General features: G+C 69.6%; 24 protein-coding genes and 3 pseudogenes. 11 read left to right on the top strand and 16 right to left on the bottom strand.

The annotated features are described in order from the left end of the window. Window positions 1-85 precede the first annotated feature (85 nt). Window positions 86-343 carry a HalOD1 output domain-containing protein gene (locus P1N55_RS15390; protein WP_276276398.1) on the top strand — a complete coding sequence of 86 codons (258 nt, stop codon included), beginning with the start codon at window positions 86-88 and terminating at the stop codon, window positions 341-343. A gap of 80 nt (window positions 344-423) precedes the next feature. Here P1N55_RS15390 and nucS read toward each other — a convergent pair whose 3' ends face one another. Further along, complete coding sequence (gene nucS / locus P1N55_RS15385; RefSeq protein ID WP_276276397.1) at window positions 424-1,158, bottom strand: endonuclease NucS; 735 nt, start codon at window positions 1,156-1,158, stop codon at window positions 424-426. Between the two features lie 9 nt (window positions 1,159-1,167). Further along, window positions 1,168-1,713 carry a hypothetical protein gene (locus P1N55_RS15380; RefSeq protein ID WP_276276396.1) on the bottom strand — a complete coding sequence of 182 codons (546 nt, stop codon included), beginning with the start codon at window positions 1,711-1,713 and terminating at the stop codon, window positions 1,168-1,170. A 47-nt stretch (window positions 1,714-1,760) separates the two neighbouring features. On the opposite strand from P1N55_RS15380, the gene P1N55_RS15375 reads away from it, so the two are divergent. Both P1N55_RS15375 and P1N55_RS15370 read left to right on the top strand, forming a co-directional pair. Continuing rightward, complete coding sequence (locus P1N55_RS15375; RefSeq protein WP_276276395.1) at window positions 1,761-2,042, top strand: DUF7577 domain-containing protein; 282 nt, start codon at window positions 1,761-1,763, stop codon at window positions 2,040-2,042. A gap of 45 nt (window positions 2,043-2,087) precedes the next feature. Beyond that, entirely contained in the window at window positions 2,088-3,071 is a 984-nt protein-coding gene (locus tag P1N55_RS15370) for a Gfo/Idh/MocA family protein (protein ID WP_276276394.1), read from the top strand. 9 nt (window positions 3,072-3,080) lie between these two features. On the opposite strand, the gene P1N55_RS15365 is transcribed toward P1N55_RS15370, so the two are convergent. Genes P1N55_RS15365 through P1N55_RS15350 form a run of 4 tightly spaced genes read right to left on the bottom strand, consistent with a single transcriptional unit; the run spans window position 3,081 to window position 6,816 of the window. Beyond that, entirely contained in the window at window positions 3,081-3,704 is a 624-nt protein-coding gene (locus P1N55_RS15365; RefSeq protein ID WP_276276393.1) for a hypothetical protein, read from the bottom strand. Between the two features lie 59 nt (window positions 3,705-3,763). Further along, window positions 3,764-5,896, bottom strand: a complete 2,133-nt coding sequence (locus tag P1N55_RS15360) for a type B DNA-directed DNA polymerase (protein ID WP_276276392.1) — start codon at window positions 5,894-5,896, stop codon at window positions 3,764-3,766. A 6-nt stretch (window positions 5,897-5,902) separates the two neighbouring features. Then, on the bottom strand, window positions 5,903-6,181 hold the full coding sequence (locus P1N55_RS15355; protein ID WP_276276391.1) for a hypothetical protein: 279 nt from the start codon (window positions 6,179-6,181) through the stop codon (window positions 5,903-5,905). 2 nt (window positions 6,182-6,183) lie between these two features. Then, window positions 6,184-6,816: a hypothetical protein gene (locus tag P1N55_RS15350; protein WP_276276390.1), complete on the bottom strand. Its 633-nt coding sequence runs from the start codon at window positions 6,814-6,816 to the stop codon at window positions 6,184-6,186. A gap of 163 nt (window positions 6,817-6,979) precedes the next feature. On the opposite strand from P1N55_RS15350, the gene P1N55_RS15345 reads away from it, so the two are divergent. The 5 genes and pseudogenes from P1N55_RS15345 (at window position 6,980) to P1N55_RS15325 (ending at window position 8,964) form a co-directional block, all read left to right on the top strand. Next, complete coding sequence (locus P1N55_RS15345) at window positions 6,980-7,141, top strand: hypothetical protein (protein WP_276276389.1); 162 nt, start codon at window positions 6,980-6,982, stop codon at window positions 7,139-7,141. Window positions 7,142-7,143: 2 nt separating this feature from the next. After that, entirely contained in the window at window positions 7,144-7,332 is a 189-nt protein-coding gene (locus P1N55_RS15340; RefSeq protein ID WP_276276388.1) for a hypothetical protein, read from the top strand. A 141-nt stretch (window positions 7,333-7,473) separates the two neighbouring features. Next, on the top strand, window positions 7,474-7,611 hold the full coding sequence (locus tag P1N55_RS15335) for a hypothetical protein (RefSeq protein ID WP_276276387.1): 138 nt from the start codon (window positions 7,474-7,476) through the stop codon (window positions 7,609-7,611). Window positions 7,612-7,713: 102 nt separating this feature from the next. Next, window positions 7,714-7,869, top strand: a complete 156-nt coding sequence (locus P1N55_RS15330) for a hypothetical protein (RefSeq protein WP_276276386.1) — start codon at window positions 7,714-7,716, stop codon at window positions 7,867-7,869. Between the two features lie 106 nt (window positions 7,870-7,975). Then, window positions 7,976-8,964, top strand: a pseudogene (locus tag P1N55_RS15325) (ring-cleaving dioxygenase). Window positions 8,965-9,109: 145 nt separating this feature from the next. Here the strand turns inward: P1N55_RS15325 and P1N55_RS15320 are convergent. From P1N55_RS15320 to P1N55_RS15280, 9 genes and pseudogenes are all read right to left on the bottom strand, one after another. Beyond that, complete coding sequence (locus tag P1N55_RS15320; protein WP_276276385.1) at window positions 9,110-9,592, bottom strand: DUF1641 domain-containing protein; 483 nt, start codon at window positions 9,590-9,592, stop codon at window positions 9,110-9,112. A gap of 9 nt (window positions 9,593-9,601) precedes the next feature. Beyond that, on the bottom strand, window positions 9,602-10,741 hold the full coding sequence (locus tag P1N55_RS15315; protein WP_276276384.1) for an NAD(P)/FAD-dependent oxidoreductase: 1,140 nt from the start codon (window positions 10,739-10,741) through the stop codon (window positions 9,602-9,604). Window positions 10,742-10,748: 7 nt separating this feature from the next. Next, a complete protein-coding gene (locus tag P1N55_RS15310) occupies window positions 10,749-10,997 on the bottom strand; it encodes a sulfurtransferase TusA family protein (protein WP_276276383.1) in 249 nt (82 codons plus the stop codon). Between the two features lie 10 nt (window positions 10,998-11,007). Beyond that, window positions 11,008-11,406, bottom strand: coding sequence for a DsrE/DsrF/DrsH-like family protein (locus tag P1N55_RS15305; protein WP_276276382.1), 399 nt, complete (start codon window positions 11,404-11,406; stop codon window positions 11,008-11,010). Between the two features lie 191 nt (window positions 11,407-11,597). Further along, the gene (locus tag P1N55_RS15300) at window positions 11,598-12,080 is read right to left on the bottom strand and encodes a Tfx family DNA-binding protein (protein ID WP_276276381.1); all 483 of its coding nucleotides are present in this window, start codon (window positions 12,078-12,080) and stop codon (window positions 11,598-11,600) included. Between the two features lie 96 nt (window positions 12,081-12,176). After that, window positions 12,177-13,019, bottom strand: a complete 843-nt coding sequence (locus P1N55_RS15295; RefSeq protein ID WP_276276380.1) for a putative sulfate/molybdate transporter — start codon at window positions 13,017-13,019, stop codon at window positions 12,177-12,179. 148 nt (window positions 13,020-13,167) lie between these two features. Next, complete coding sequence (locus P1N55_RS15290) at window positions 13,168-13,932, bottom strand: ABC transporter ATP-binding protein (protein WP_276276379.1); 765 nt, start codon at window positions 13,930-13,932, stop codon at window positions 13,168-13,170. After that, window positions 13,932-14,653, bottom strand: a pseudogene (locus P1N55_RS15285) (ABC transporter permease). Before P1N55_RS15285 ends, P1N55_RS15290 begins: the two are co-directional and overlap by 1 nt. Continuing rightward, window positions 14,650-15,592: pseudogene (locus tag P1N55_RS15280) on the bottom strand (substrate-binding domain-containing protein). Before P1N55_RS15280 ends, P1N55_RS15285 begins: the two co-directional pseudogenes overlap by 4 nt. A gap of 167 nt (window positions 15,593-15,759) precedes the next feature. Here P1N55_RS15280 and P1N55_RS15275 point away from each other — a divergent pair. Together P1N55_RS15275 and P1N55_RS15270 are read left to right on the top strand one after the other, a co-directional pair. Beyond that, on the top strand, window positions 15,760-16,170 hold the full coding sequence (locus P1N55_RS15275; protein WP_276276376.1) for a universal stress protein: 411 nt from the start codon (window positions 15,760-15,762) through the stop codon (window positions 16,168-16,170). A gap of 190 nt (window positions 16,171-16,360) precedes the next feature. Next, entirely contained in the window at window positions 16,361-17,017 is a 657-nt protein-coding gene (locus P1N55_RS15270) for a hypothetical protein (protein WP_276276375.1), read from the top strand. A 700-nt stretch (window positions 17,018-17,717) separates the two neighbouring features. Here the strand turns inward: P1N55_RS15270 and P1N55_RS15265 are convergent. Then, the gene (locus P1N55_RS15265; RefSeq protein ID WP_276276374.1) at window positions 17,718-19,742 is read right to left on the bottom strand and encodes an Acg family FMN-binding oxidoreductase; all 2,025 of its coding nucleotides are present in this window, start codon (window positions 19,740-19,742) and stop codon (window positions 17,718-17,720) included. Between the two features lie 107 nt (window positions 19,743-19,849). On the opposite strand from P1N55_RS15265, the gene P1N55_RS15260 reads away from it, so the two are divergent. Beyond that, window positions 19,850-20,776, top strand: a complete 927-nt coding sequence (locus P1N55_RS15260; protein ID WP_276276373.1) for a CPBP family intramembrane glutamic endopeptidase — start codon at window positions 19,850-19,852, stop codon at window positions 20,774-20,776. Window positions 20,777-20,798: the final 22 nt, after the last annotated feature.

Genomic DNA, 20,798 nt, shown 5'->3' with positions numbered 1-20,798 from the left:
GCGAATATCGGTATGCTATCCACTCGCTACCCAAAATACCCATATTTAACAATAATTTTATTATCCATTAGCAGCAATATTTACCATGCAACTCGAAACTGCATCGGAGACCAGATCACCGGCGACCGAGAACCGAGCACCGCCCATCTCAGCATCCGTGTCGGTCGTCGAGCTGATCTCCGAGGTCGACTCGACGCCGATCACTGAGTTGCCGCCGCTCGCGAGCGGCGTCGACCCGGACGCGCTCGACCGACTGGTCGCGAACGGGGAGACCACCGTCAGGTTCGACTACGCCGGCCACACCGTCGTCGTCTCATCGCCGACGGACCTCACCGTCCACTGAATCCGGTGACGTGTCCGTATTTTCAGCTCCGCGACCGACCGGTCACGAGCCGCTGGCGGAGCACCAAACATCGTCGACAGCTACGGACTCGGCGGCTCCAGCGCGACGAACTCCAGGCCCTTCTCGGCCAGCAGCTGTCGCGCCCGGTCGGTGACCGAGGGCGCGACCAGTATCCCGCGGATCTCGGTGTCGGCGTGAAGGTCACGCCGGAGCGCGCCCACGTACCGGTCGAGCTGGCCGACGGCGTCCGGCCCGACCCGCCGACGTTTCAACTCGACGACGACAGCCCGACCGGCGTCGTCCTCGCCGTAGATGTCGACGGCGCCGGCCGGCGTCTCCCGTTCGGTCGCTAGCGGCGTGAACCCGGCCTCGACGAGCGCGGGCTCCGCGAGGATTCGGTCTTTCAGGTCCGCCTCCGTCCCGGTCAGCGCGAGGTCCTCCGGGTCGGTACCGTCGAAGGCAGCTGCGTGGGCGACCGTCTCGAAGACCACCTCCAGGTGCTCGTCGGGGGTCGACCGGTCGGAGGTGACGACGAGTGCGTCGTCGTCGACCGTGGCCTCGTGGTCACACCCCGGCGGTTGCCAGTTGACCGGCTGGTGGCCCTCGTCGGTGTGGACCAGCGCCGTGCCGTCCGGCTTGAGCATCACGTGGCGGTCGCCCGGCCCCAGCGAACTGCTCGCACGACCCTCGTACTCGACGGCACAGGTGCCAAAGAGGGTCACCAGCGCGCCGCGCTCGAGGCCGCGTTCGACGAGGTCCAGCGCCGTCGCTGGGGCGGGGTACGAGAGCGTCTCGACGGCGCGTTCGGCGGTCACGGCTGGCGGTTAGCGGTCGTCCCGTAAAAAGGACGCGTCGTCGACGTGGACGGCCTCGGCCCGCCGGCGGAGCGCCACGAGCAACCCGGCGCGGACCAGGGGTGGTGGCAGGCCCGCGGCGACGGCACCGGAGGCACGGCTCTTGGCGTCGGTCCACCAGTCCCGCAGGGCGTCGGGGTCGCCGGTGCGGGCCACCGCGACGTCATCGGGGTCAGATACCGTCGGGTCGAGCCAGCAGACGCAGTAGGTGCACACGGTCCCGTCGAGGACGATCAGCCGTTCCACCGTCGCGTCCAGGGCGTCCCACACCCCCGCGGCGGTCACGCCGGTCGCGAGCGGGCGCGACTGGGCGAGCGGGTCGGCGTCGACGCCCCAGTGGGCGAGTCGGCAGTCGAACCGGCCGTCGTCGCGGGCGACGGCGACGAGCGTCCGCGCCCCCATCAGCGACCACCGGGCGGCTCTCGGGCGAGCATACGCGGCCCTGGTCCCGTCACCCCACTTGAAGGCTCGGACGGTGACGGCGGCCGAGCGCGCACGACCGGGGCCCCAAGCCATGATACCACGGCACAACCCTCAAGTAATTCGTCACCGTAGCATCACGTATGCTGGTGAGCGAATGGTTATACGGGGCGATCGCACTCCTCGTGGGTATCCATATCCTGACCATGCTGTACGCCTACCGGCGAAACAGCGACCCGGCGGGCGCGAGCATGCAGGCAGAGCCGCCCCCGCCCGTCAACGAGACACACGACGAGGCGCACGTGACCTGCCCGCACTGTGGCGTGACGAACCGGTCGGGGTACCGGTTCTGCAAGCAGTGCGTCTCGGACCTCAGCACCCGGACCACACAGCGGCCACAGGTCGAGCAGGGACAGCCACACTGACCGACGGGCGGACACTTTAGGTGCGACCCCGCCGTTGCCCGCGCCATGCGCTTCGGAATCCTCTCGACGGCCAGAATCGGGCGCGAATCCGTCGTCCCAGCCATCCAGCGGAGCGACCACGAGATCACCGCCATCGCGTCGCGCGACGCGGACGCTGCCCGCCGGGTGGCCGACGACCTCGGCATTCCGACCGCGTACGGCGACTACGAGGAGATGCTCGCCGAGGCCGATATCGACGCCATCTACAACCCGCTTCCCAACGCTCTCCACGCCGAGTGGACTCAGAAAGCGGCCGACCACGGCCTGCACGTCCTCTGTGAGAAGCCCCTGACCGTCGACGCCGCCGAGGCGGCCGACCTCTTTGCTTACGTCGAAGAGCGCGATGTGACGCTGATGGAGGCGTTCATGTACCACTTCCACCCGCGGACCGTGCGGGCCCGCGAAGTCGTCGCCGAGGCGCTTGGCGAGGTCAGGACCGTCGAGGCGTCGTTCAAGTTCCGGCTGGACGACCCCGACGACATCCGTCTCAGCCCCGAGCTGGCCGGCGGCGGCCTGATGGACGTGGGCTGTTACGCCGTCAGCGCAGTGCGTGGCTTCATGGGCGAACCGAACCGCGCCTACGCGTCCGCCGCCGATACCCGCGATACGGGCGTGGACACGAACCTCGCGGGCACGCTGGCGTTCGACGACGGCCGCGTCGGCCAGATCGGCTGTGGACTGGACGGCCCGAATATCGAGCGCTACCGCGTCGAGACGACGGACGGGTGGCTCGAGGCGCGGGACTGCTTCGGCCCCGGCCCCGACCAGTCGGTGTCGCTGACCTACGGCGTCGACGGCCGCGAGGTCACCGAGACGTTCGACGCCGTCGACCACTACACCCTGCAGGTCGAGGCCTTCGCGGACGCCGTCGAGGCCGGCGAGAAACCGCCCGTCGACCGCGCCGAGACGATGGGGAACATGCGGGCCATCGACGCCCTGGCCCGGAGCGCCGAGCGCGGCGAACCGGTCGACGTCGCCGGGCCGGACTGAACGGCGCGGTCAGCCAGCCGCTCCGTCCTCGGTCATGGGGGTGCCGTCCGGAGCGGCAGTCGCCTCGTCGGCGTCACCCGCGCTGTCGGACCCGCCGGCCGAACCGCTCGAGGCCCCGCCGCTCGCACTGCCCCCGGCGGCCGACGCGCTCGAGACGCCGAACCCGCCGCCACTGTTCTCGTCGCCGTAGTACCCGCCGACGAGCCGGTCGTCGTGAGTGACAAGCAGGGTGTAGTCCTGTGGCTGGGAGAGGTTCAGCGAGACGTTGTACCGGACCTCGAGGTGGCAGTCGGCGGTCTCCTCACCCGGCTCGCGGTCGAACGCGAGGACGTAGCGGCCCGGCCCGAACCCGTCGAGGTGGACCGACACCGTCGAGTCGGGAGCGTCGACGGCGATAGTGTCGTTGATCGTCAGCACGCGGCCGCCGGGGACCGGACGGCTCCGCGAGGAGCTGTTCGACGTGCGCGGGTCGCTACAGTACGGGTCGGTCATGTCGACCGAGCGAATCGACGTCTCCTCGAAGGCCGCCTCCTGGCCGAAGTCGGTGAGGACCGCCGCCCCGACGGCGGCGGTGGCCAGGCCACCCAACAGGAGGAGCGCGACGACGCCGAGGAGGGCGTGTTCGGTTTTCATGCGTGCCACGTCTCGGGGGCCACCAAAAGAGGCGGCGAACGCTCGGATTCGCCTTTGAGTCACTCGAAGGCGCCGAGCGTCGTGTCCCGCGTGTCACGGAGGTAGCCACGGACCCGGTCGCGGTCCCACCCGAGCGGCGAGAGTACCTCGCCGGCCGCCCGGGCGAGACGCTCGCGGTAGAACGTGGCGTCGTAGTCGTCGCCGGCCTCGAAGGCCAGGCGAACCCGTTCACGCGAGCGGACGGTGTCGTCGACGACGACGTACCGGACGTCCTGACCGGGGTGGCGCTCGATGCCGTGGTCGCGGTAGCGTTCGAGCGCCGCGACGGTCCGGGAGCGCCGGTCGTACCCGTCGAGCGACTTCGAGATGCGCGTCCGGACGACGAGGTCGGCGGGGTCGACGCGCCCGGCCTCGAGGCGGGCGACGTGGCGGGCGAGGCGGTCACAGACCGCGCCGGGGTCGCGGCGGGCGTCGAACGTCCGCAGGAGGTCGCGCTGGGCGGCCGCCACGAAGCCGCAGGTCGAGCGCCGACGGGCGGCGAGTCCCCGAATCTTGAACTCGTCGCGGTCGGCGACTTTCCCGACGTAGCTGGTGAGCGACCCGCCGCGGCCGTCCTGCCGGGGGACGAACGACACCCAGGCGAAGTCGTCCTCGCGCTCCAGCGGGATGCCGGCGTCGGCCGAGATGCGTTCACAGAGGGCCTCGATGGGCGTCGGGTCCTCGACGCGCGGGGTCACCCAGAGGCTGTCGACGATGCCGTGCAGGACGCGCCAGCCACCGGTCTCGAGGGCGTCTTTCGCGTCCAGCAGGATCTCGCGGGCGTGGGCGTTGATGGCCTCGTGGCACTCGATGCGGCCGAACTTGCTGTTGCGGTACCCCTGGTAGCCGAAACAGGTGACCAGAATCCACTTCAGCGCCCCGGAGCGGGCCTCGAGGCGGGCGGTCTCGGCCGAGTCGGGGCCGGCGTCGGCGAGGCGGGCCTTGAGATCGGCCCGGTCGTCGAGGATCGGCTGCAGGACCGACGGAACGAACCCGGGGTCGTCACAGACGCTGTAGCCCAGGCCCGGCACGTCGTCTGTGTCGTGGCAGTCACACCGGACCGTCTCGGGGCTGAGGTTGTACTCGCACATGATGCGGGGGTACAGCGAGGCGAAGTCCACCTCGACGACGTCCTCGTGGACGCCGACCGCCGGTTCGAACGTGAACCCGCCGCGGTCGGCGTCGTGGAGCGTCCGGGCGTCCTTGAACGCCTCGGGTTCCCAGGCCCGCCAGGGGACCAGCACGTCCCGCTCGAACGCCTCGCGGATCTGGATGCCCGTGAACACTGTCCCGATGGAGGCCCGCGAGAGCACCTGCAGGGGGAGCCACGACCGCTCGACGAGGTCCAGCAGGCCGGGCAGGCCGCCCTCGTCCCAGAGGAAGCTGTTCGAGCGGTCGACGATGGCCCGCCCGGGCACCGCGTACCGGGCCGGGGAGTGACCGACCCGGCCGTAGCTCTGGTAGGTGTTCGCGCCGGCGAGCTTGCGATAGCCCGGTTCCCGACCGAGCGAGCAGTCGACGCCCATGTCGTCGGCGCGGTCGGACAGCAGGGGCACGAGGTCGGCGCTCGAGAGCACCAGCACGTCGGGGTCCGCGGCGGCGAGGCGGTCGGCGAGCGCACGCAGGACGCGGCGCTCGGCGGCGTCGGTGCGCTCCAGGTCTGTGGCGAGCGGGGCGCCCTCGCAGGTCAGCGCGGTCAGGTCCCCGTCGGCCAGCGCGGCGGTCGGCAGCGACAGCGAGAGCGAGCGGAGGTCGGCGTCGGGCACCGGACTCGTGCCCGTCGCGAGACAGTAGCGCGCTGTGGGGTCGAGGTCCACGTTGTACAGGCGGACGGTCCCGGGCGCCCATCGGTCCGGTTCGTGGATGCAGCGAATCTCGCGGGCGACCTGTCGGACGGCCCCCGGCGCGGTGTCGACCCGGAGGACGTCGCGGGGGGCGTCGTCCCGGAGCGACGTGAACCGCGAGGCGACGCCCGTGGCCTCGACCTTCGGGTCGCGCGCCAGGCGCTCGTCGAGCGTCGCGAGCGCCGCGTCCGGGCCAGCGGCGTACAGCGACGGGCGAAACTCGCGGTCGGTGCGGACGGTGGCGTCGCCGCCGGGCGCGCGGCGCCAGACGCGGACGCCGTCGCCGGTCACGTCGAAGGCGAACGCCATCGGCGGTCACGCCCCGTCGTCGTTCTCGGCGGCCGCCTCGAGGGTCTCGACGCGCTCCCGGAGCCGCCGGAGTTCCGTCTCGTGGGCCAGCAGCATCGAGACGACGACGAGCAGCTCCCGGTCGGGGTCGTTGGCGTAGCCCGCGGCGTCGGCGTGGCGCCGGGCGCGGGCGAACAGGCGGTCGAAGTCCTCGCCCGCCTCGTGGCGCAGCGCCCGGCGGAAGTCGCGCCAGCGCCCCTCGTAGTCGGCGAGGAAGTCGCGGTAGGTGGGGTTCGTCCGGCCCATCGTCACTCGACGGCGACTGCCACGGGGTCGGCCGTGGCCGGCGCGGACGTCCCGACGGCGCCACACACCGCCACCCAGTAGGGGATGGTCGTCTGCCACCAACCCCCGCCCCAGTAGCCCGACTGGGTGAACCCCGGCGCGTCGACGGCGTAGCCGAAGTCGGTCGGTCGACAGGTCACCTCGCGGGCGGCCGCCTCGCGGAGCGTCTCGCGGTGGGCGTCGGTGGCGTCGGGCGCGCCGGCCAGGACCGGGACCCCGGTCGACTCGCCCAGGGCGGCGAGCAGCGAGCAGGTGGCCGCGTACAGGCGGTCGAGTTCGGTGTCGGGGCCGTCGGCCGCCTCGTACAGCGCCGCGAGGTTCGGGGCGACGACGAGGTCGGTACGGGCCGTGGCGGCGTCGACGGCCCGGCGGACGAGTGCGTGGTGCTGGTGGGCGGTGAACGCGCGGGCGACCCGGAGCCCGCGGAGGACGCTCCGGTCGGCGTCGGCGGTCAGCGCGTAGGTGGACGCCGCCCCGCGTGTGTCGACCCACAGCGTCTCCGTGGCGTCGGCGTGTCGGGCGAGCGCCGCGACCCCCCCGCGCCCGTCGGGCTGGGCGACGAACGTCAGTCCCGGTTCGAGTGGTGGCGTCTCCATGGCCGACCGGTTCCGCCCGGACGGCACTAAAGCCGAGCCACGGGTGGGGAGTGGAAGTGAAAGTGGAGCCAACGCCGCCGGGCGGTCAGTACCGTCGTGCAGCGGCGAAACGAGAGCGTGCGCCGGCCCAACGGTTTTGACCACGGGGGGTGTTGGCACGGACATGGCACGCCCGACGGCGACGCTCCCGAGCGGTGACGGCCCCCCGGTGGTCAGTCTCGGTACGTGGAACGGCGACGAGACGGTCGCGAACGCCGTCCAGGCCGGCCTCGGGCGAGGGGGCGCCGAGGAGAATCACCGGCGAATCGACGACAGCGCCCGGTAGCGATGGTCGCGCCGCCGGGTCCGGGTCGGTACGACTACGCGGCTGCCGCGAGCGTCGTGGGCCTGCTCGTCGTCGCGTACGTCCTCGTCCCGGACCCGACGGTCCAGTACGCGGCCTGGCTGACCATCTTCTGTGTCTGGATGGCCTGGTTCGTCGCCTACGGTGCGAGGTGGCTCTACCGGGCGAACTGACAGAAAGTACACGGAATCGAGTGAACTATTTCACGACAGCGAACCGCCGTACAGCGGCGCGTTCTGCGTATGCGTATCGAAGCGTTTACTCGATTCCGTGTCAGACTGATTTTATGTATCCGTAGCCAGTATAGACAGGTGATGCCCCGAATCGACGTCCCGGAGAACCTGTACCGGCAGCTCGAGAACGAAGCGAACGGCGGCGACCTCAACGACACCCTCTGGAAGATGGTCGGGTCCTACCGGCGGACGAACAACCCCGAAGCCGACCAGACCTGAGCCGGTGACGACTGTGCCGTGACGAGGCGGCGAGCAACCGAGACGGAACTGGCGACGAGGGTTATGTCTGTACCTATCGACTAGACTGGTGGAGGGACAGACATGCAACAGACGAGGAAGAACCGAGTTCCGGTCGGCGCGACCCCCATCCCGAGGTACGGGACCTGGGACGAACACCGGGAAGCGTTGCGCCTCGAGGCGATGGCACGACGCCGAGAGGCCGACGCGAAGCGCAACGTCGTACAGAACGCGGGCTGATTTTTCGACGCAGTGACGGTCCGGCACCCGGAAGCCGTGGCACACGGTCTCCCGGTAACACCGATGTCAGCACCAATTGAAGTCCGTCCGGCGCCTACCGGGAGCTATGACCGACCCAACGCCCACACCGGGCATCCACCACGTCACCTGCATCGCCGGCGACCCGCAGCGGAACATGGACTTCTGGACGGAGACGCTCGGCCTGCGCCTCGTCAAGCGCTCTATCAACCAGGACGACCCCGGCACCTACCACTTCTTCTTCGCCGACGCCGAAGGCACCCCCGGCACGAGCATGACGTTCTTCCCGTGGGAGAGCATGCGACAGGGAAAGTCGGCTCCGGCCAGGTCTCCCGGACCGCGTTCCGGGTCCCCGAGGGGAGCCTGGAGTTCTGGGAGGACCGCTTCGACGAGTTCGGCGTCGAGTACGACGAGCGGGTCGAGCGGTTTGGCGAAGTGGTCCTGCCCTTCCGTGACCCGGACGGCCTCCCGGTCGAGCTGGTCGAGGTCGAGATTCCGGACGACGACCCGACGGTCCCCTGGACCGAGTTCGTCCCCGCCGAGTACGCCATCCGGGGCTTTCACTCGGTGACGCTCTGGCTGGCCGACCCAGACCGCACGATAGAGGTCTTGGAGGCGATGGGCTTAGAGAAGGTCGGCACCGAACAGGCAGAAGGAGACACGCCGGGCGACGAGCGGACCCGCTTTGCCGCTGCAGGCCCCGTCGGGAAGTACGTCGACGTGCTCCCGACCATCCAGGGCGGGCGTCAGGGTCACGGCACCGTCCACCACGTCGCCTTCCAGACGCCGACCGACGAGGATCAGGCCGCGACGCGCGAGGCCATCCAGTCGCTGGGCCTGCGCCCGACGAACCAGATCGACCGCCACTGGTTCCGGTCGGTCTACGTGCGGGAGTTCAACGGCGTCCTCTTCGAACTGGCCACGAGCGGGCCGGGCTACACCAGCGACGAACCGCTCTCGGACCTCGGTGGCCGCCTCGTCCTCCCCGGGACGTTCGAGGACCGCCGCGAGGAAATCGAGGCCCAGCTCACCGACGTGACGGTGCCCCGAGCGGAGTCGATGGAAGCCGGCGACTGAACGGGGAGCGGGCGACCCGGGCCGGCGTCAGGGCGTCGGGGCCCAGACCGCGACCCGAAGACGCCGGCCATCGCGAGGACGGCGACGAGAGAGGAGGTGACGACGATGCTCGCCGCCGGCAAGCGCGCCGCCGCCGCCGACGGGCTCAGTCCTCGAGCTCCTGACGGAGCTCGGACCGACGGGTGAGGTCGCGCCCGAGGTGCCTGGAGACGGCCACGAGGTAGCCCAGGCCGGCCTGGACCTCGGGATCCCGCAGGGCACGGAGCAGGCCGACGATGCCGACCCGCTCGGGCGGTTCCTCGAGGTCGCCGGTCGCGTCGCCGACGGCGTGGAGCAGCGACTCGACGCCCCGGACGGTCGCCGGTTCGGCGGCGGCGTCCGCCAGCGCCCCGAGGTTCCCCCCGGTGGCGGCGAGCGTCCGGACCATCTCGTCGTCCATCGCCTGGGTGCCAAGCGCGAGGACGTCCAGCAGGTCGTTGACCTCGTCGACCCGATCGAGCAGTTCGGCCACCTCGGCCTCGTTGCCCTCGACCGCGTCGGCGAGTTCGGCCAGCTGTTCGAGGTCGGTGGACGCCTCGACCGGGGCGTCGTCCCCGGCCTCGACGTCCTGTTGTTCCTGTTCACTCATCGTCCCACCTCACAGGAGCCCCCTGGCGGTCAGCCAGTAGGCCTCGTTGTAGGCCAGTTTCCCCCAGTGGACGTACTGGTTCGGATCGCGGGGTTCGGGCTGGCGCTCGTAGCTGAACTCGATGAACGCCGCCTCGTCGGTGCCGGACTCGACGAAACACATCGTCTTGCCGTCGTACTCGGCGGTCGGGACCTGGCCCCGGACCTGGCTGGCGAGGCGGTCGGCGACGGCGCCGGCCTGGTAGTGGGCGACGCTGCCGGCCTTGCTCGTCGGCACGTCCGCGACGTCACCGATAGCGTAGACGCCGTCGGCGTGTGCGGCTTCGAGCGTCCGGTTGTCCACGGCGACCCAGCCGCCATCGCCCAGGCCCGCCGCCTCGACCAGCGGCGACCCGCTGTGTGGCGGGATGGCCACGAGGAGGTCGTAGGCCAGTTCCGTCCCCTCCATCGTCTCGATGACCCGCTCGTCGGGGTCGACCGACTCGGGGTTGAAGAACGTCTCGGCCTCGATGCCCCGCTCGTCGAACAGCGGCTGGGCCCACTCCGCGACGGGGGCGAGCCCGTGGATGCGCTGGATGGGGTAGGTGTACGTAATCTCGACGTCCTCGCGGCGGCCGCGCTCGCGGAGCCACTGGTCGGCCATGAGGACGAACTCCACCGGTGCGGCCGGGCACATGTGGGGGACGCCGATGACCGACAGGACGAGGTGTCCCGCCTCGAACTCGGCGAGGGCGTCGCGCAGTCGCTCGGCACCCGCGGCGCCGTAGAAGTGGTGCCCGCCCTCGACGAGGCCCGGCACCTCCTCAGGGGCGAGGTTCGCACCGGTCGCGAGCACGAGGTAGTCGTACTCGAGGGCGCCGTCGCGCTGGAGCGAGAGGCGCTTTTCGTCGGTATCAATCTCGGTCACCCGGTCGACACGGAAGTCGACCGTGCGGTCGACGAGGTCCACGATGGGGTGGCGCGCCTCCTCGACGGTCGCCTCGCCAAAGGGGACATACAGGAACGTCGGCTTGTAGACCTGGTCGGGGCCGTCGTTGACGAGCGTCACCTCGACGTCGCCACGTTTCAGGTCGGGGGCGAGCGTGTCGGCGAGGCGGTTCGCGAGAACCGTCCCACCGGTGCCCCCGCCGACGATGACGATTCGGGTCATGCCGCGGTCACTCCCTCGTCTCGACGAAGATGGACCAGTACTCCTCGTCGCCGTGTTCGACGACGTCGAGCAGCTCGTGACCGGCCTTCTCGACCCACTCGGGGACGTCGTGGCTCGAGGAGCTGTCGTTGGTCTGTAGTTCGAATACCGTGCCTGCGTCGGCTTTCTTTATCTTGCCGATCAGGTCCATCAGCGGACCCGGGCAGGCGGCACCGCGCGAATCGACCGTCACGTCTGGGGAAATGGATTCACTCATTGTGGTCACCTCAGATGAACATCACCTGTTTGTCTTCGGCCATCGTCAGGAACCCGGAGACGCCGAGCACGTCGTCGAAGAGGTCGGCGTACTGGTCTAAGTCCTTTCCGAGCATGTCCATCGACAGCTCGCAGGCGTACATGTTGACCGGGCCGATCTCTTTCGCCTGGCCGATGGACTCGTAGAACATCGGCATCTTCGTCGACTCGGACTCCATCATCGCCTGGGCGACGGCACCCATCTCGAAGTCGCCGTTCTCGATGGTCTCGAGGTCGAAGGCCTCGAGGCCGTCCATCGTCGCGAAGATCTCGATGGGGATGTCGGACGCGCCGGCGACCGACGCGATGTTCGCTACTGCCTGTAACCGCTCTAGCTTGCCCGAGGCAAGGACGATTGCATATCCTGGCATGTCTCTTTCACCTACAGGTGAGTGTACGCCCTACAGGAATATAATATTGTGCTTCAGTTCCAAGATTATGAGAAGACTCGAACGACGTATCGAAACGAGTGGAGCAAATACGAGGTTCTCAGCTAGTGTAGTGAACAGAGTATTTCGAACGTCGCGAACGCACTCCCAGAACTATCCGCCCGGCCGGCGTGCTACTGTTCCCGGTCGGTTCGGCGGATGACGACCTCGCCGTCCTCGGTGATATGCAGGGTCAGTGACACCGTGATCGTTCGCCCGTCGACGACCGACTCGGCTTCGTCGAGGAGCAGGCGGACGAGTTCCGGGGCCGAGTAGGCGACCTTGATGTCCGCCTCGTTGCACGCCTCGTAGACCGTCTCCGGGACCTCGTAGATGTCGGCCCCCGCCGGGACGGGGACCCGCACGGGGGCTTCCATCGCCCGGACGACCCGCAGGGTCTCGCGTGCCTTCGCGACGTTGGCTCTCGCGCTGGCCTCGACGTTGGCCACGTTCGCCCGTGAGGTCCCCAGCATCTCGGCGATGGCCGTCTGTGTGCGCCCGCGCTCCCGGAGCAACAGTACCTCGGCCTGCCGTTCGGTGAGCGCGCTCTCCTCGGGGTCGAACCCGATGGCTGCAAGCAGCGCGCTCGCGTCCGCCTCGTCGTCCGCGGTGTCCATCGTCGAATCGTCCCCTGGCTGCCTAGAGCGGGTCGGTCCCCTTGGCTATCCCGGTCGGTGGACCGCCGTCACGACCGGACCGACGGGCCGGTGCCGTCACGGCCGTCGCGCAGTCGCCGGCGGAGTAGTGAGACCCCGACGCCACAGGCGAACCCGACGCCGACGTTCGAGAGGAGGCTCACCGCCCCGACCAGGAGCGTGACGCCGAGGTGCTCCGAGTCGGGGCTCCGTCCGGCCCAGCTGGAGCGCGACCAGCACGAGGACGACGCCCAGCACCGAGAGGGGGAACGTCATCGCGAGCTGGCCCGCCGTCGCGCCGAGCAGGGACCCGTAGTCGAGCGGCGCAGACCCGAACAGCGGCCCCGAGAACGTCGGGACAGCGGCGGTCGGCGGCCCGGCGTACCAGAAGGCCAGGAGGGCGCCGAGCCCGAGGACGACCAGCGGGGCCGCCCGCACCTGCCCGAGGACGGCGAGACCGACGACGAGGCCGGCCGCCAGCAGCCCCAGGGGAGGGTCCTGCACGCCCAGCTGCACGCCCGTCTCCAGGAGCAACAGCGCCACGGCGAACTGCACGCCGCGGACGACCGGCTGGCCGACGAGCGCCTGGACCCGCCCGAGCGTCCGGGTCGATCCGACCAGCAGGAGGACGACGCCGGCCAGAAGGCCGGCCACCACGAACCCCCTGACCGACAGCGTGCCCGCGATGACGAGCGCCGCGAGCGCCTTCATCGGCTCGACCGACACGGGCACGCGGTAGTGCAGGCCCCACACGACCTGGAACAGGCCGAAGCCGACCAGCATCGTCCCGACAGAGAGGTCCGACAGCGCCCCGACGGCGACGACGATCGGGAGGACCGTAACCGAATCCCCTAACGCGCCGCTGACCTCGCCGAGCGCGAGCTCGAGCCGGTGATCGGCCTGAACGGCGCCGTTGTTCACTCGAGACGCTACTCACGACAGCCAGATGAACGTTGTCAGAAATCGGAATCGTTGGCACCGACCACGGTGTGTGCCCGGAATCGATTACTTCCACCGCGTCCGGCTGAACGCGACTTCCGTGGGGAACCGCAGGGCGCACCGTCGCCGGTCAGTACACCAGTTCCCCGGAGATGAACTTCCGGGTGCGCTCGTCGGTCGGGTCCTCGAAGATTCGCTCCGTCGGTCCCACCTCGGTCAGCCCGTCGCCGAGCAACACGGCGGCCCGGTCGGCGATGCGCTCGGCCTGGTGCATGTCGTGGGTCGCGACGACGACACCCAGGCCCCGGTCGCGCGCCTCGCCGACGGCCGCCTCGATGAGCCCCGTGTTCCGCGGGTCGAGGTCGGACGTCGGTTCGTCAAGCAGGAGGTACGCCGGATCGTAAGCCAGCGCCCGCGCGAAGGAGACGCGCTGGGCCTCGCCGCCCGAGAGCGAGCGCGCGTCCTGGTCGACCTTGTCACGCAGCTCGACGACGTCGAGCGCCTCTTCGACGGCCGCTGGCAGGTCGTTCGATCCGACGAGCGAGCGCACGCCATCCGCGAGTCGCGTTCGCCAGGACCGTCGCACCCGGAGGCCGTACGCGACGTTCCGGGCGACGGAGGCGTCGAACAGGCTCGCCCGCTGGAACACCATCCCGACGCGGCGGCGCAGTTCCAGGCGGCGGCTCTCGTCGACCGACCACGCCCGCTGGCCGTCCAGTTCGACGGTGCCTTCGGTCGGCCGGCGGTTGAGGGCCAGGATGCGAAGCAGGGTGGTCTTGCCCACCCCCGAGGGCCCGATGATCGCGACCACTTCGCCGGGGTCGACCGTGAGCGAGACGTCCGCGAGGACGCGCTCGTCACCGTACGCGTGCGAGAGGTCTTCCAGGCGGATCATCAGCTCATCACCCGCGAATCGCCGAGCTGGACGACGACGGCGTTGACCGCCAGCACGAGCACAAGCAGGACCGCGCCGAGTAGCATCGCCGTCTCGTACCGACCCTGGCGGGCCTCGAGCTGGATGGCCGTCGTCAGCGTCCGCGTCTTCGAGATGCCCCCCGACGTCGTGATGTTGCCCCGACGATGAGGACGGACCCGACCTCGCTGATGGCCCGACCGAAGCCCGCGAGAATCGCCGTGGCGATGCCATAGCGGGCTTCCTTGACCACGACCAGCGCGACGTCGAGGCTCGTCCCGCCGAGGACGTGGGCCGCGTCGCGGACGTCGTCGTCCACGCCGGTGACGGCCGCGAGACTGATGGCCGTGATGGGTGGCGTCGCGAGGGCGAACTGCGAGATGATCATCGCCTCCCTCGTGAAGATGAGGTCGAACGTCCCCAGCGGTCCCTGGTTGGAGACCGCAAAGAGCACGAGCAGGCCGACGACGACGCTCGGAAAGCCCATCCCGGTGTTGATGACCGACTTCAGGATCCGTTTCCCCGGGAAGTCGGTAAAGCCCATCGTGAGCGCGACCGGGATGGAAAACAGCGTGCTCAACCCGACGGCGATGCCGCTGACGTACAGCGAGACGTAGATGATACTCGAGACGTACCCCTCCCTGAACGGCAGGTCGAGAAAGACCGCCAGGGGATACGCGAGCGAATCGAGTGGCACACTCACCCGTTCGAGGACTCGCTACTCCACCCTTGCGGAACGTACTGCTGGAAGTCGGGGTCCTCGGAGACCGCTTCGGGGAAGAACAGCTGCTCGCCGTTGACCTGATACTCCTCGATGGCCGCCTGGGCGCCGGGGCTGGTTATCCAGCCGATGTAGGCCATCGCGAGGTCGTAGTTCGCGTTGTCGTGGACGCCGGGGTTGACCGCCATGACTCCGTAGGGATTCGCCAGGATCTCCGGGCCGCCCGATGGGCCCCTGGACGAGGATGACCAGGTCGATCTCCGAACGCTGGGAGATGAACGTGCCGCGGTCCGACAGCGTGTAGGCGCCCTGCTGGGTGGCGACGTTCAGCGCTTCGCCCATCCCGGTCCCGGTCTCCTGGTACCAGTCGCCGCCGGGATCGGTCCCGGCGGCCGCCCAGAGGTTCAGCTCCTTCGTGTGGGTCCCGGAGTTGTCCCCGCGGGAGACGAACGTCGACCCCGACTCGGCGATGGCGGTCAGCGCCTCGGTCGCCGAACCCATCCCCTGGATGCCCGCCGGGTCGCCCTCCGGGCCGACGATGACGAAGTCGTTGAACATGAGGTCCCGGCGGTTGACCCCGTAGCCGTTCCGCATGAACTCGTCCTCGAGGCCGCGGGCGTGGACCATCACCACGTCCGAGTCGCCGTTGCGCGCGGACTCCAGGGCCGCGCCGGTCCCCTGTGCCACCGCGTCCACCGTCACGCCGTACATCGTCTCGAAGTCGGGGTGAATCGCGTCGAGCAGCCCCGTGTCGTACGTGCTCGTGGTCGTCGTGAGCGTCAGCGTCTCGCCGGCCACGCCGGGCCGGTCCTGCGACTCGCTCTCGCCCGCTGTCTGCCCCCCTGACTGCGAACAGCCGGCGACGCTCGCGACCGCACCGACCCCGACTGCCCTGATGAACTGTCTCCGTTGTATCGGCATGGAAACAACGATGTAGCAGCACCTGATAGGCGTTTCGCCGCCACCGACCGGGAAGTCCGTGAGTGGGGAGTCGCCGGCGAATCCGGAGTTGCGTCCTCGCCGAACGGGACAGCTGGGGCGCGGGGACCGCTAGAGCATTGATAGCCACGCAGCTCGAAGCGGAGCGCATGTACGACGACATCCTGGTTCCGACAGACGGGAGTCGGGGCGCGAACGCGGGGCTCGATCACGGTATCGAGATGGCGACACAGTGGGACGCGACCCTGCACGTCCTGTACGTGGTCGATACGCGACTGGCGCGCTCGGGACCGTTGCTCGAAACCCTTCGGAACGAGGGACGCCGAGCCGTCCGCGACGCCGAGGTGGCCGGGGCGCAGGCGGGCCTGACCGTCGTGACCGAGGTCGTCGAGGGGAACCCGCACGAAGCGATCCTGGACTACGTCGCCGACCGCGGCATCGACGTGGTCGTCATGGGAACCCACGGCCGAACGGGGCTCGACCGGGCCGTCATGGGAAGCGTCGCCGAACGGGTGGTTCGACGGTCGCCCGCCCCCGTACTGACCGTCCGGGACGAGTGACGGAAGTGAATCGCCCGCAGAGTCCCCGTCGCGCACCTTCTGCACTGTCGCTGAGGCGGGGGCATCCGTCAGGTTCCGGAACGAAGGATTTTCTATACCGGCCCGAGCAACTGGGGGCATGGCCCTCCAACTTGGCCGTGCGATTAGCAACGGTGTTCGCCGGAGCCTGTCTCCGGTCGGTATCGCTCTGATGGCACTCACAGCCCTCTACGTGGGGCTGTTCACCAGTTCGGTGAACACCATCGTCGCCAACCAGCTCCCGCCCGCCGTCGAACAACAGGCACAGATCGGGGTGACCCTGCCGCTCTCGAGTGCCGTGGCGGGGGTGCTCGCGCTCGTGGCCCTCCTGTTCGGGATGATAATCTACATCGCTGCCGCCCGGGCGTTCACCCGCCAGGGGCCCGACAGCGGGGCGGTCACCGGGTCGCTGTTTACCCGACGGATCGGTCGGGCGTTGCTCTCGGCCGTCGGCGTGAACGTCGTCGTCGGCATCGCCACGCTCGTGGGGTTCGTCTTGCTGGTGCTGCCCGGCATCTTCCTCATGGTGAGTTTCGCGTTCGTCCTGTTCGCCGTCGCCGTCGAAGACGCGCGGCTCGTGGCGTCGCTGCGACGGAGCTGGGACCTCGCTCGCGGAAACCGCCTGCGCCTGGCGGCGCTGCTCCTGCTCGTCGGCGTGGTGACCGGCGTCCTCAGCGGTCTCGGCTCGGTCGCGTCGTTCGTGAGTCCGACGCTCAGACAGATTCTCAGCTTGGTGGTGACGGCCCCGCTCGCGATTATCGGGTACGGCATCGTCGCCGACGCCTATCTGCAGCTGCGCGACGAACAGTCGGGCGTTGCCGAGCTGTAGACCGCTCGGCTGCAGGGTGTCCCGGACGCGGGGGCCCAAAGCGGGAGCGACAGACGAGCGCGCACGGCGCTACGCGATCTCGAGGTCCCTGTCACACTCCGGGCACGTCTCGTCGACGATCGTCACCTGCGCGTCGCAGTCGGGGCAGTACTCACGATAGCAGACGCGGTCTCCCATACCACCACCTTTCGAGAGTCGCGTCGAAAAGTCTGGCTCCGGTCGCCAGCGCGAACCCGGTCGAACTACCCTCTCCTCCCGGCCCCGAACGGATGGAGTCCGGGCCGGCATCCTCGTGAGTCGTGCCCGGGACTCCCGGGTAGCAGACACGTCTCAGAACAGCGCGCAGAGATGTCAGCAGATACACCCCAGATCAGTATCGCGTCAATCAGAAAATATTCAACGTCGGCACCGGTTACTCCAAATGTCCCTCTAGGGACCTATCCGAGCCCCGATTGCGGACGGCTCGGCATAGTGCCGGGCTCGCATCCCGATACCACTGCTTTCGCTCGGACACGTCCGCAGAGAGGCGAGTGCGTGACGGCGTCCACGGCCGGATGGCTGCCTGGTTGACGAACGTCTCCGCCCACACGTACGAATCCCCGAGGCACACCCGAACCGTCGGCAGGTCGCCCGACGGTGCATCCGCAGCGACCGTCCCCTGTCGTTCCCACCCGGCGCCTCGCGTCGACCGAGACGGCTGTCACGGTTCCTGGGGCGATTCGAGTCCGTGCGCGTCTTCGGCGAGTTCCCGCAACCGCTGGACGAACCGCGCGGCGGGTGCACCGTCGACGACGTCGTGGTCGAACGTCACCGTGAGATCGAGCACCTCGCGCGTCGTGATCTCTCCGTCGACGACTCGGGGTTGCTCGCTGATGCCGCCGACGGTCAACTGGACGGTGTAGTTCGTCGGGCTGACCGCCCACCCGCCGCCCGCCCCGAACATGCCCACGGACGTCACGGCGACGGTGCCCGCCACGGCCTTCCACCGTTCGGGAAACCACTGCGGGAGCCGCCAGACGAGTCGGCGGAGGAACCCCGGGAGCCGAAACGCCAGCTCGTCGAGTCGCGAGAGCGCCGTCGGGTCCGCGGATTCCCGGGTGGCCCGGATCTCGTCGTGAATCGAGCGGACCGACCGCTCGTTGGCCGCCCGGACGACGTGGGGGACGGCCATGCGCTCGCCCCGGATCGTCGTCTCGACGAGGACGTTCACGTCGACGTCCTCGAAGACGTGCAGGCGGCCACGCCAGTCACGATAGGCGTTGACCTGTGGGTGGTCCGCGATCGCTCGCGCGAGACAGGCCACGAGGAAGGCGGTGAACGACAGCGACGTGCCAGTCTCGGCGTCGATGGCGGCGATGCGGCGACGGGCCTCGGTCACGTCGACCTCGACGAGACCGTGAACGTTGCTCCGCCGACCAGCCGCTCGCATGTAGTCGACCGTCCCCCGGCGACGAGCGGGGAACGGTTCGATGCGGTCGCCGTCGTCGCTCATAGGGAGTCTACACGGGGACGCCCCATACCTTTTGATAGCCGACAGCGCGACCGGTGAGGAGATGTCGGGGATTCCGGCCCCGGCGACGACATCCGGCGGGGTCGACGGGGCCACCACCCCAAGACGGGTCGGACACCCGAGTGAATCGCCGTCCCGTTCGGACAGGCGCGAGAGGGGAACGGTTCGGCGGGCTCTCCCAGCGCGCAGCTCCTCGGACCGACACCAGATCACCCCCCCGGTGAGAAACTCCGAGAGCGGCCAGCGCGGGGTGTGTTCGGGTGACTCGTCGGCGTATCCGAGCCGGAAGAGGTGCTGGGGACTGTCGGTCGTACCGAGCAGGTCGGCGAGTCTGGACCGCGTCTCGGGGCGCTCGAGCGTCTGACTCATGGGGTGGACGGCGACGTCCTGGAGACTGGCCAGCAACGCGACACGCTCGAACGTTTGCCCCGTCCGGACCCGCGCCGGCGGGTCGTCCGCCGGCGTCGTCAGCACGGCGACGACGGGGGCGCTCGTGATGAGTTTCGAGTTCTTCGCCGCCTCCCGGTCACCGATGTCGAGGTGGGTGACGACGGCCTGGCCGACCCGGGCCGCGAGCCACGAACTCCCGAGGGCGCCGAGACCGACCCAGTGACCCAGTTCCCGGCGGTACTCGGGGTCGTCCATCTGGAGCCGGTCGGCCTCGGCCTGCAGCTGGGCGATGGCGGCTTTCGTGTCCGGGTCGTCGACCACCTGCAGCGTAACGTCGTCGTCCCGGACCAGCGCCGCCAGTCGCTGACGGGTCGCCGGCGCGAGCGGCCGGTCCTCGAACACCGCGTGGCTCGTCGCGCGCGTGGTGAGCGCGTCGAACAGCTCGGGTGGATGGGGGTCCGCCGGGGCGCCGTCGGCGAGTCGCACGGTCGCGACGCGCCCCGTAGACGCGGGGTCGTGATACTCGACCTGCGGGTCGAAGCCGAAGTGTTCGGCCGCGACACAGCAGTTCTCGACGGCACAACCGACGCTGACGTACAGTTCGCGCTGGTCCGGGTCGGCGACGTCCAGCCACCGGGACTCGTCGGCGGCGAACCGTATCTCGTCGTCATGCACGTCGAACGTCCAGGGCTGTGAGTTGTGGCTCGACGGCGCCAGGATGGCGTATCTAAGCAGGAACCTGGCCCGGTCGTGGACGGCGCCGTCGGCGGGGAAGTCGTCGGCGTCGACGTCCCAGACCGACCTGGTGAGGGGTGGCCGTGACATAGTGGACATTTGTTGTCTAAACTATAACTTGTTCCGTCGGCCTCCGGCCGGGGCCGCCGAACAGACCAGTAGCGATTTTATGTGTGGCGGTTGTCACCACCGACGCGATGATACCGAGTGCGCGTCACGGGTCCGTACAGCGACGGAAAGTCGGCTGGTTCCTCGCCGGCGCGTTCGGTATCTCGTGGACGAGCGCTCTCCTGCTCGCGCTCGCCGACGTCGAGCTGGGGAGCCCCCTGGGAACGGTGCTGGTGGTCGCCACCTACATGTGGGCCCCCGCCGTCGCCGCCGTCCTCGTCCAGTGGCGGTACGGGGAGTCGATACGGGCGGGCTGTGGTCTCCGCCGGGGCCGCCTCCGCTGGTCCGTGCTGGCCTGGCTCACCCCGGTCGCCCTCTTGGGCCTGACCGTCGGACTCGGCGCCCTCCTCCCGGAGGTATCGGTCACGACCGACTACGGCGTCGCCCTCCGCGCCCTCGGCCTCCCGGAGGCACAGGTCGAGGCGTCGCTGGCCACCCTCGAGGACCTCCCGGTCCCGATACCCGTCTTCTTCGTCCTCCAGGGCCTCGTGGCGGGGCTGACGGTCAACGCCGTCGCGGCGCTGGGCGAGGAACTGGGCTGGCGCGGCCTGCTCCTCCGGGAACTCGCGCCGCTCGGGTTCTGGCGCGTGTCGCTCCTGACCGGCGTGGTCTGGGGCGTCTGGCACGCGCCGCTCGTCCTCCAGGGGCACAACTTCCCCGACGCGCCGTACGCCGGCGTGTTCGTGATGACCGGCTGGACCGTCGCCGCGACGCCGGTGTTCACCTACCTGACCGCCCGTGCCGAGTCCGTCCTCGCCCCGACCCTACTGCACGGGTCGTTCAACGCCGTCGCCTCCCTCTCGCTGGTCTTTCTCACGGGCTCGAGCGCGCTGCTGGTCGGCCCGGTGGGGATCGCGGGCATCGGGGCCGGCCTGCTCGCGACGGCGGCCTGTGTCGTCCACGACCGTGTCGTCGCGACGACGCCGCTGACGACGGGGGCCCCGCTCCGGACGTAGGCCCGCCCAGTGCTGTCCGGGG

Source organism: Haloarcula regularis, assembly GCF_029338315.1.
GTDB classification, from domain to species: Archaea; Halobacteriota; Halobacteria; order Halobacteriales; family Haloarculaceae; genus Haloarcula; species Haloarcula regularis.
The sequence above is the reverse complement of the archived record's forward strand: the minus strand, read 5'-3'. Positions and strand labels throughout refer to the sequence as shown.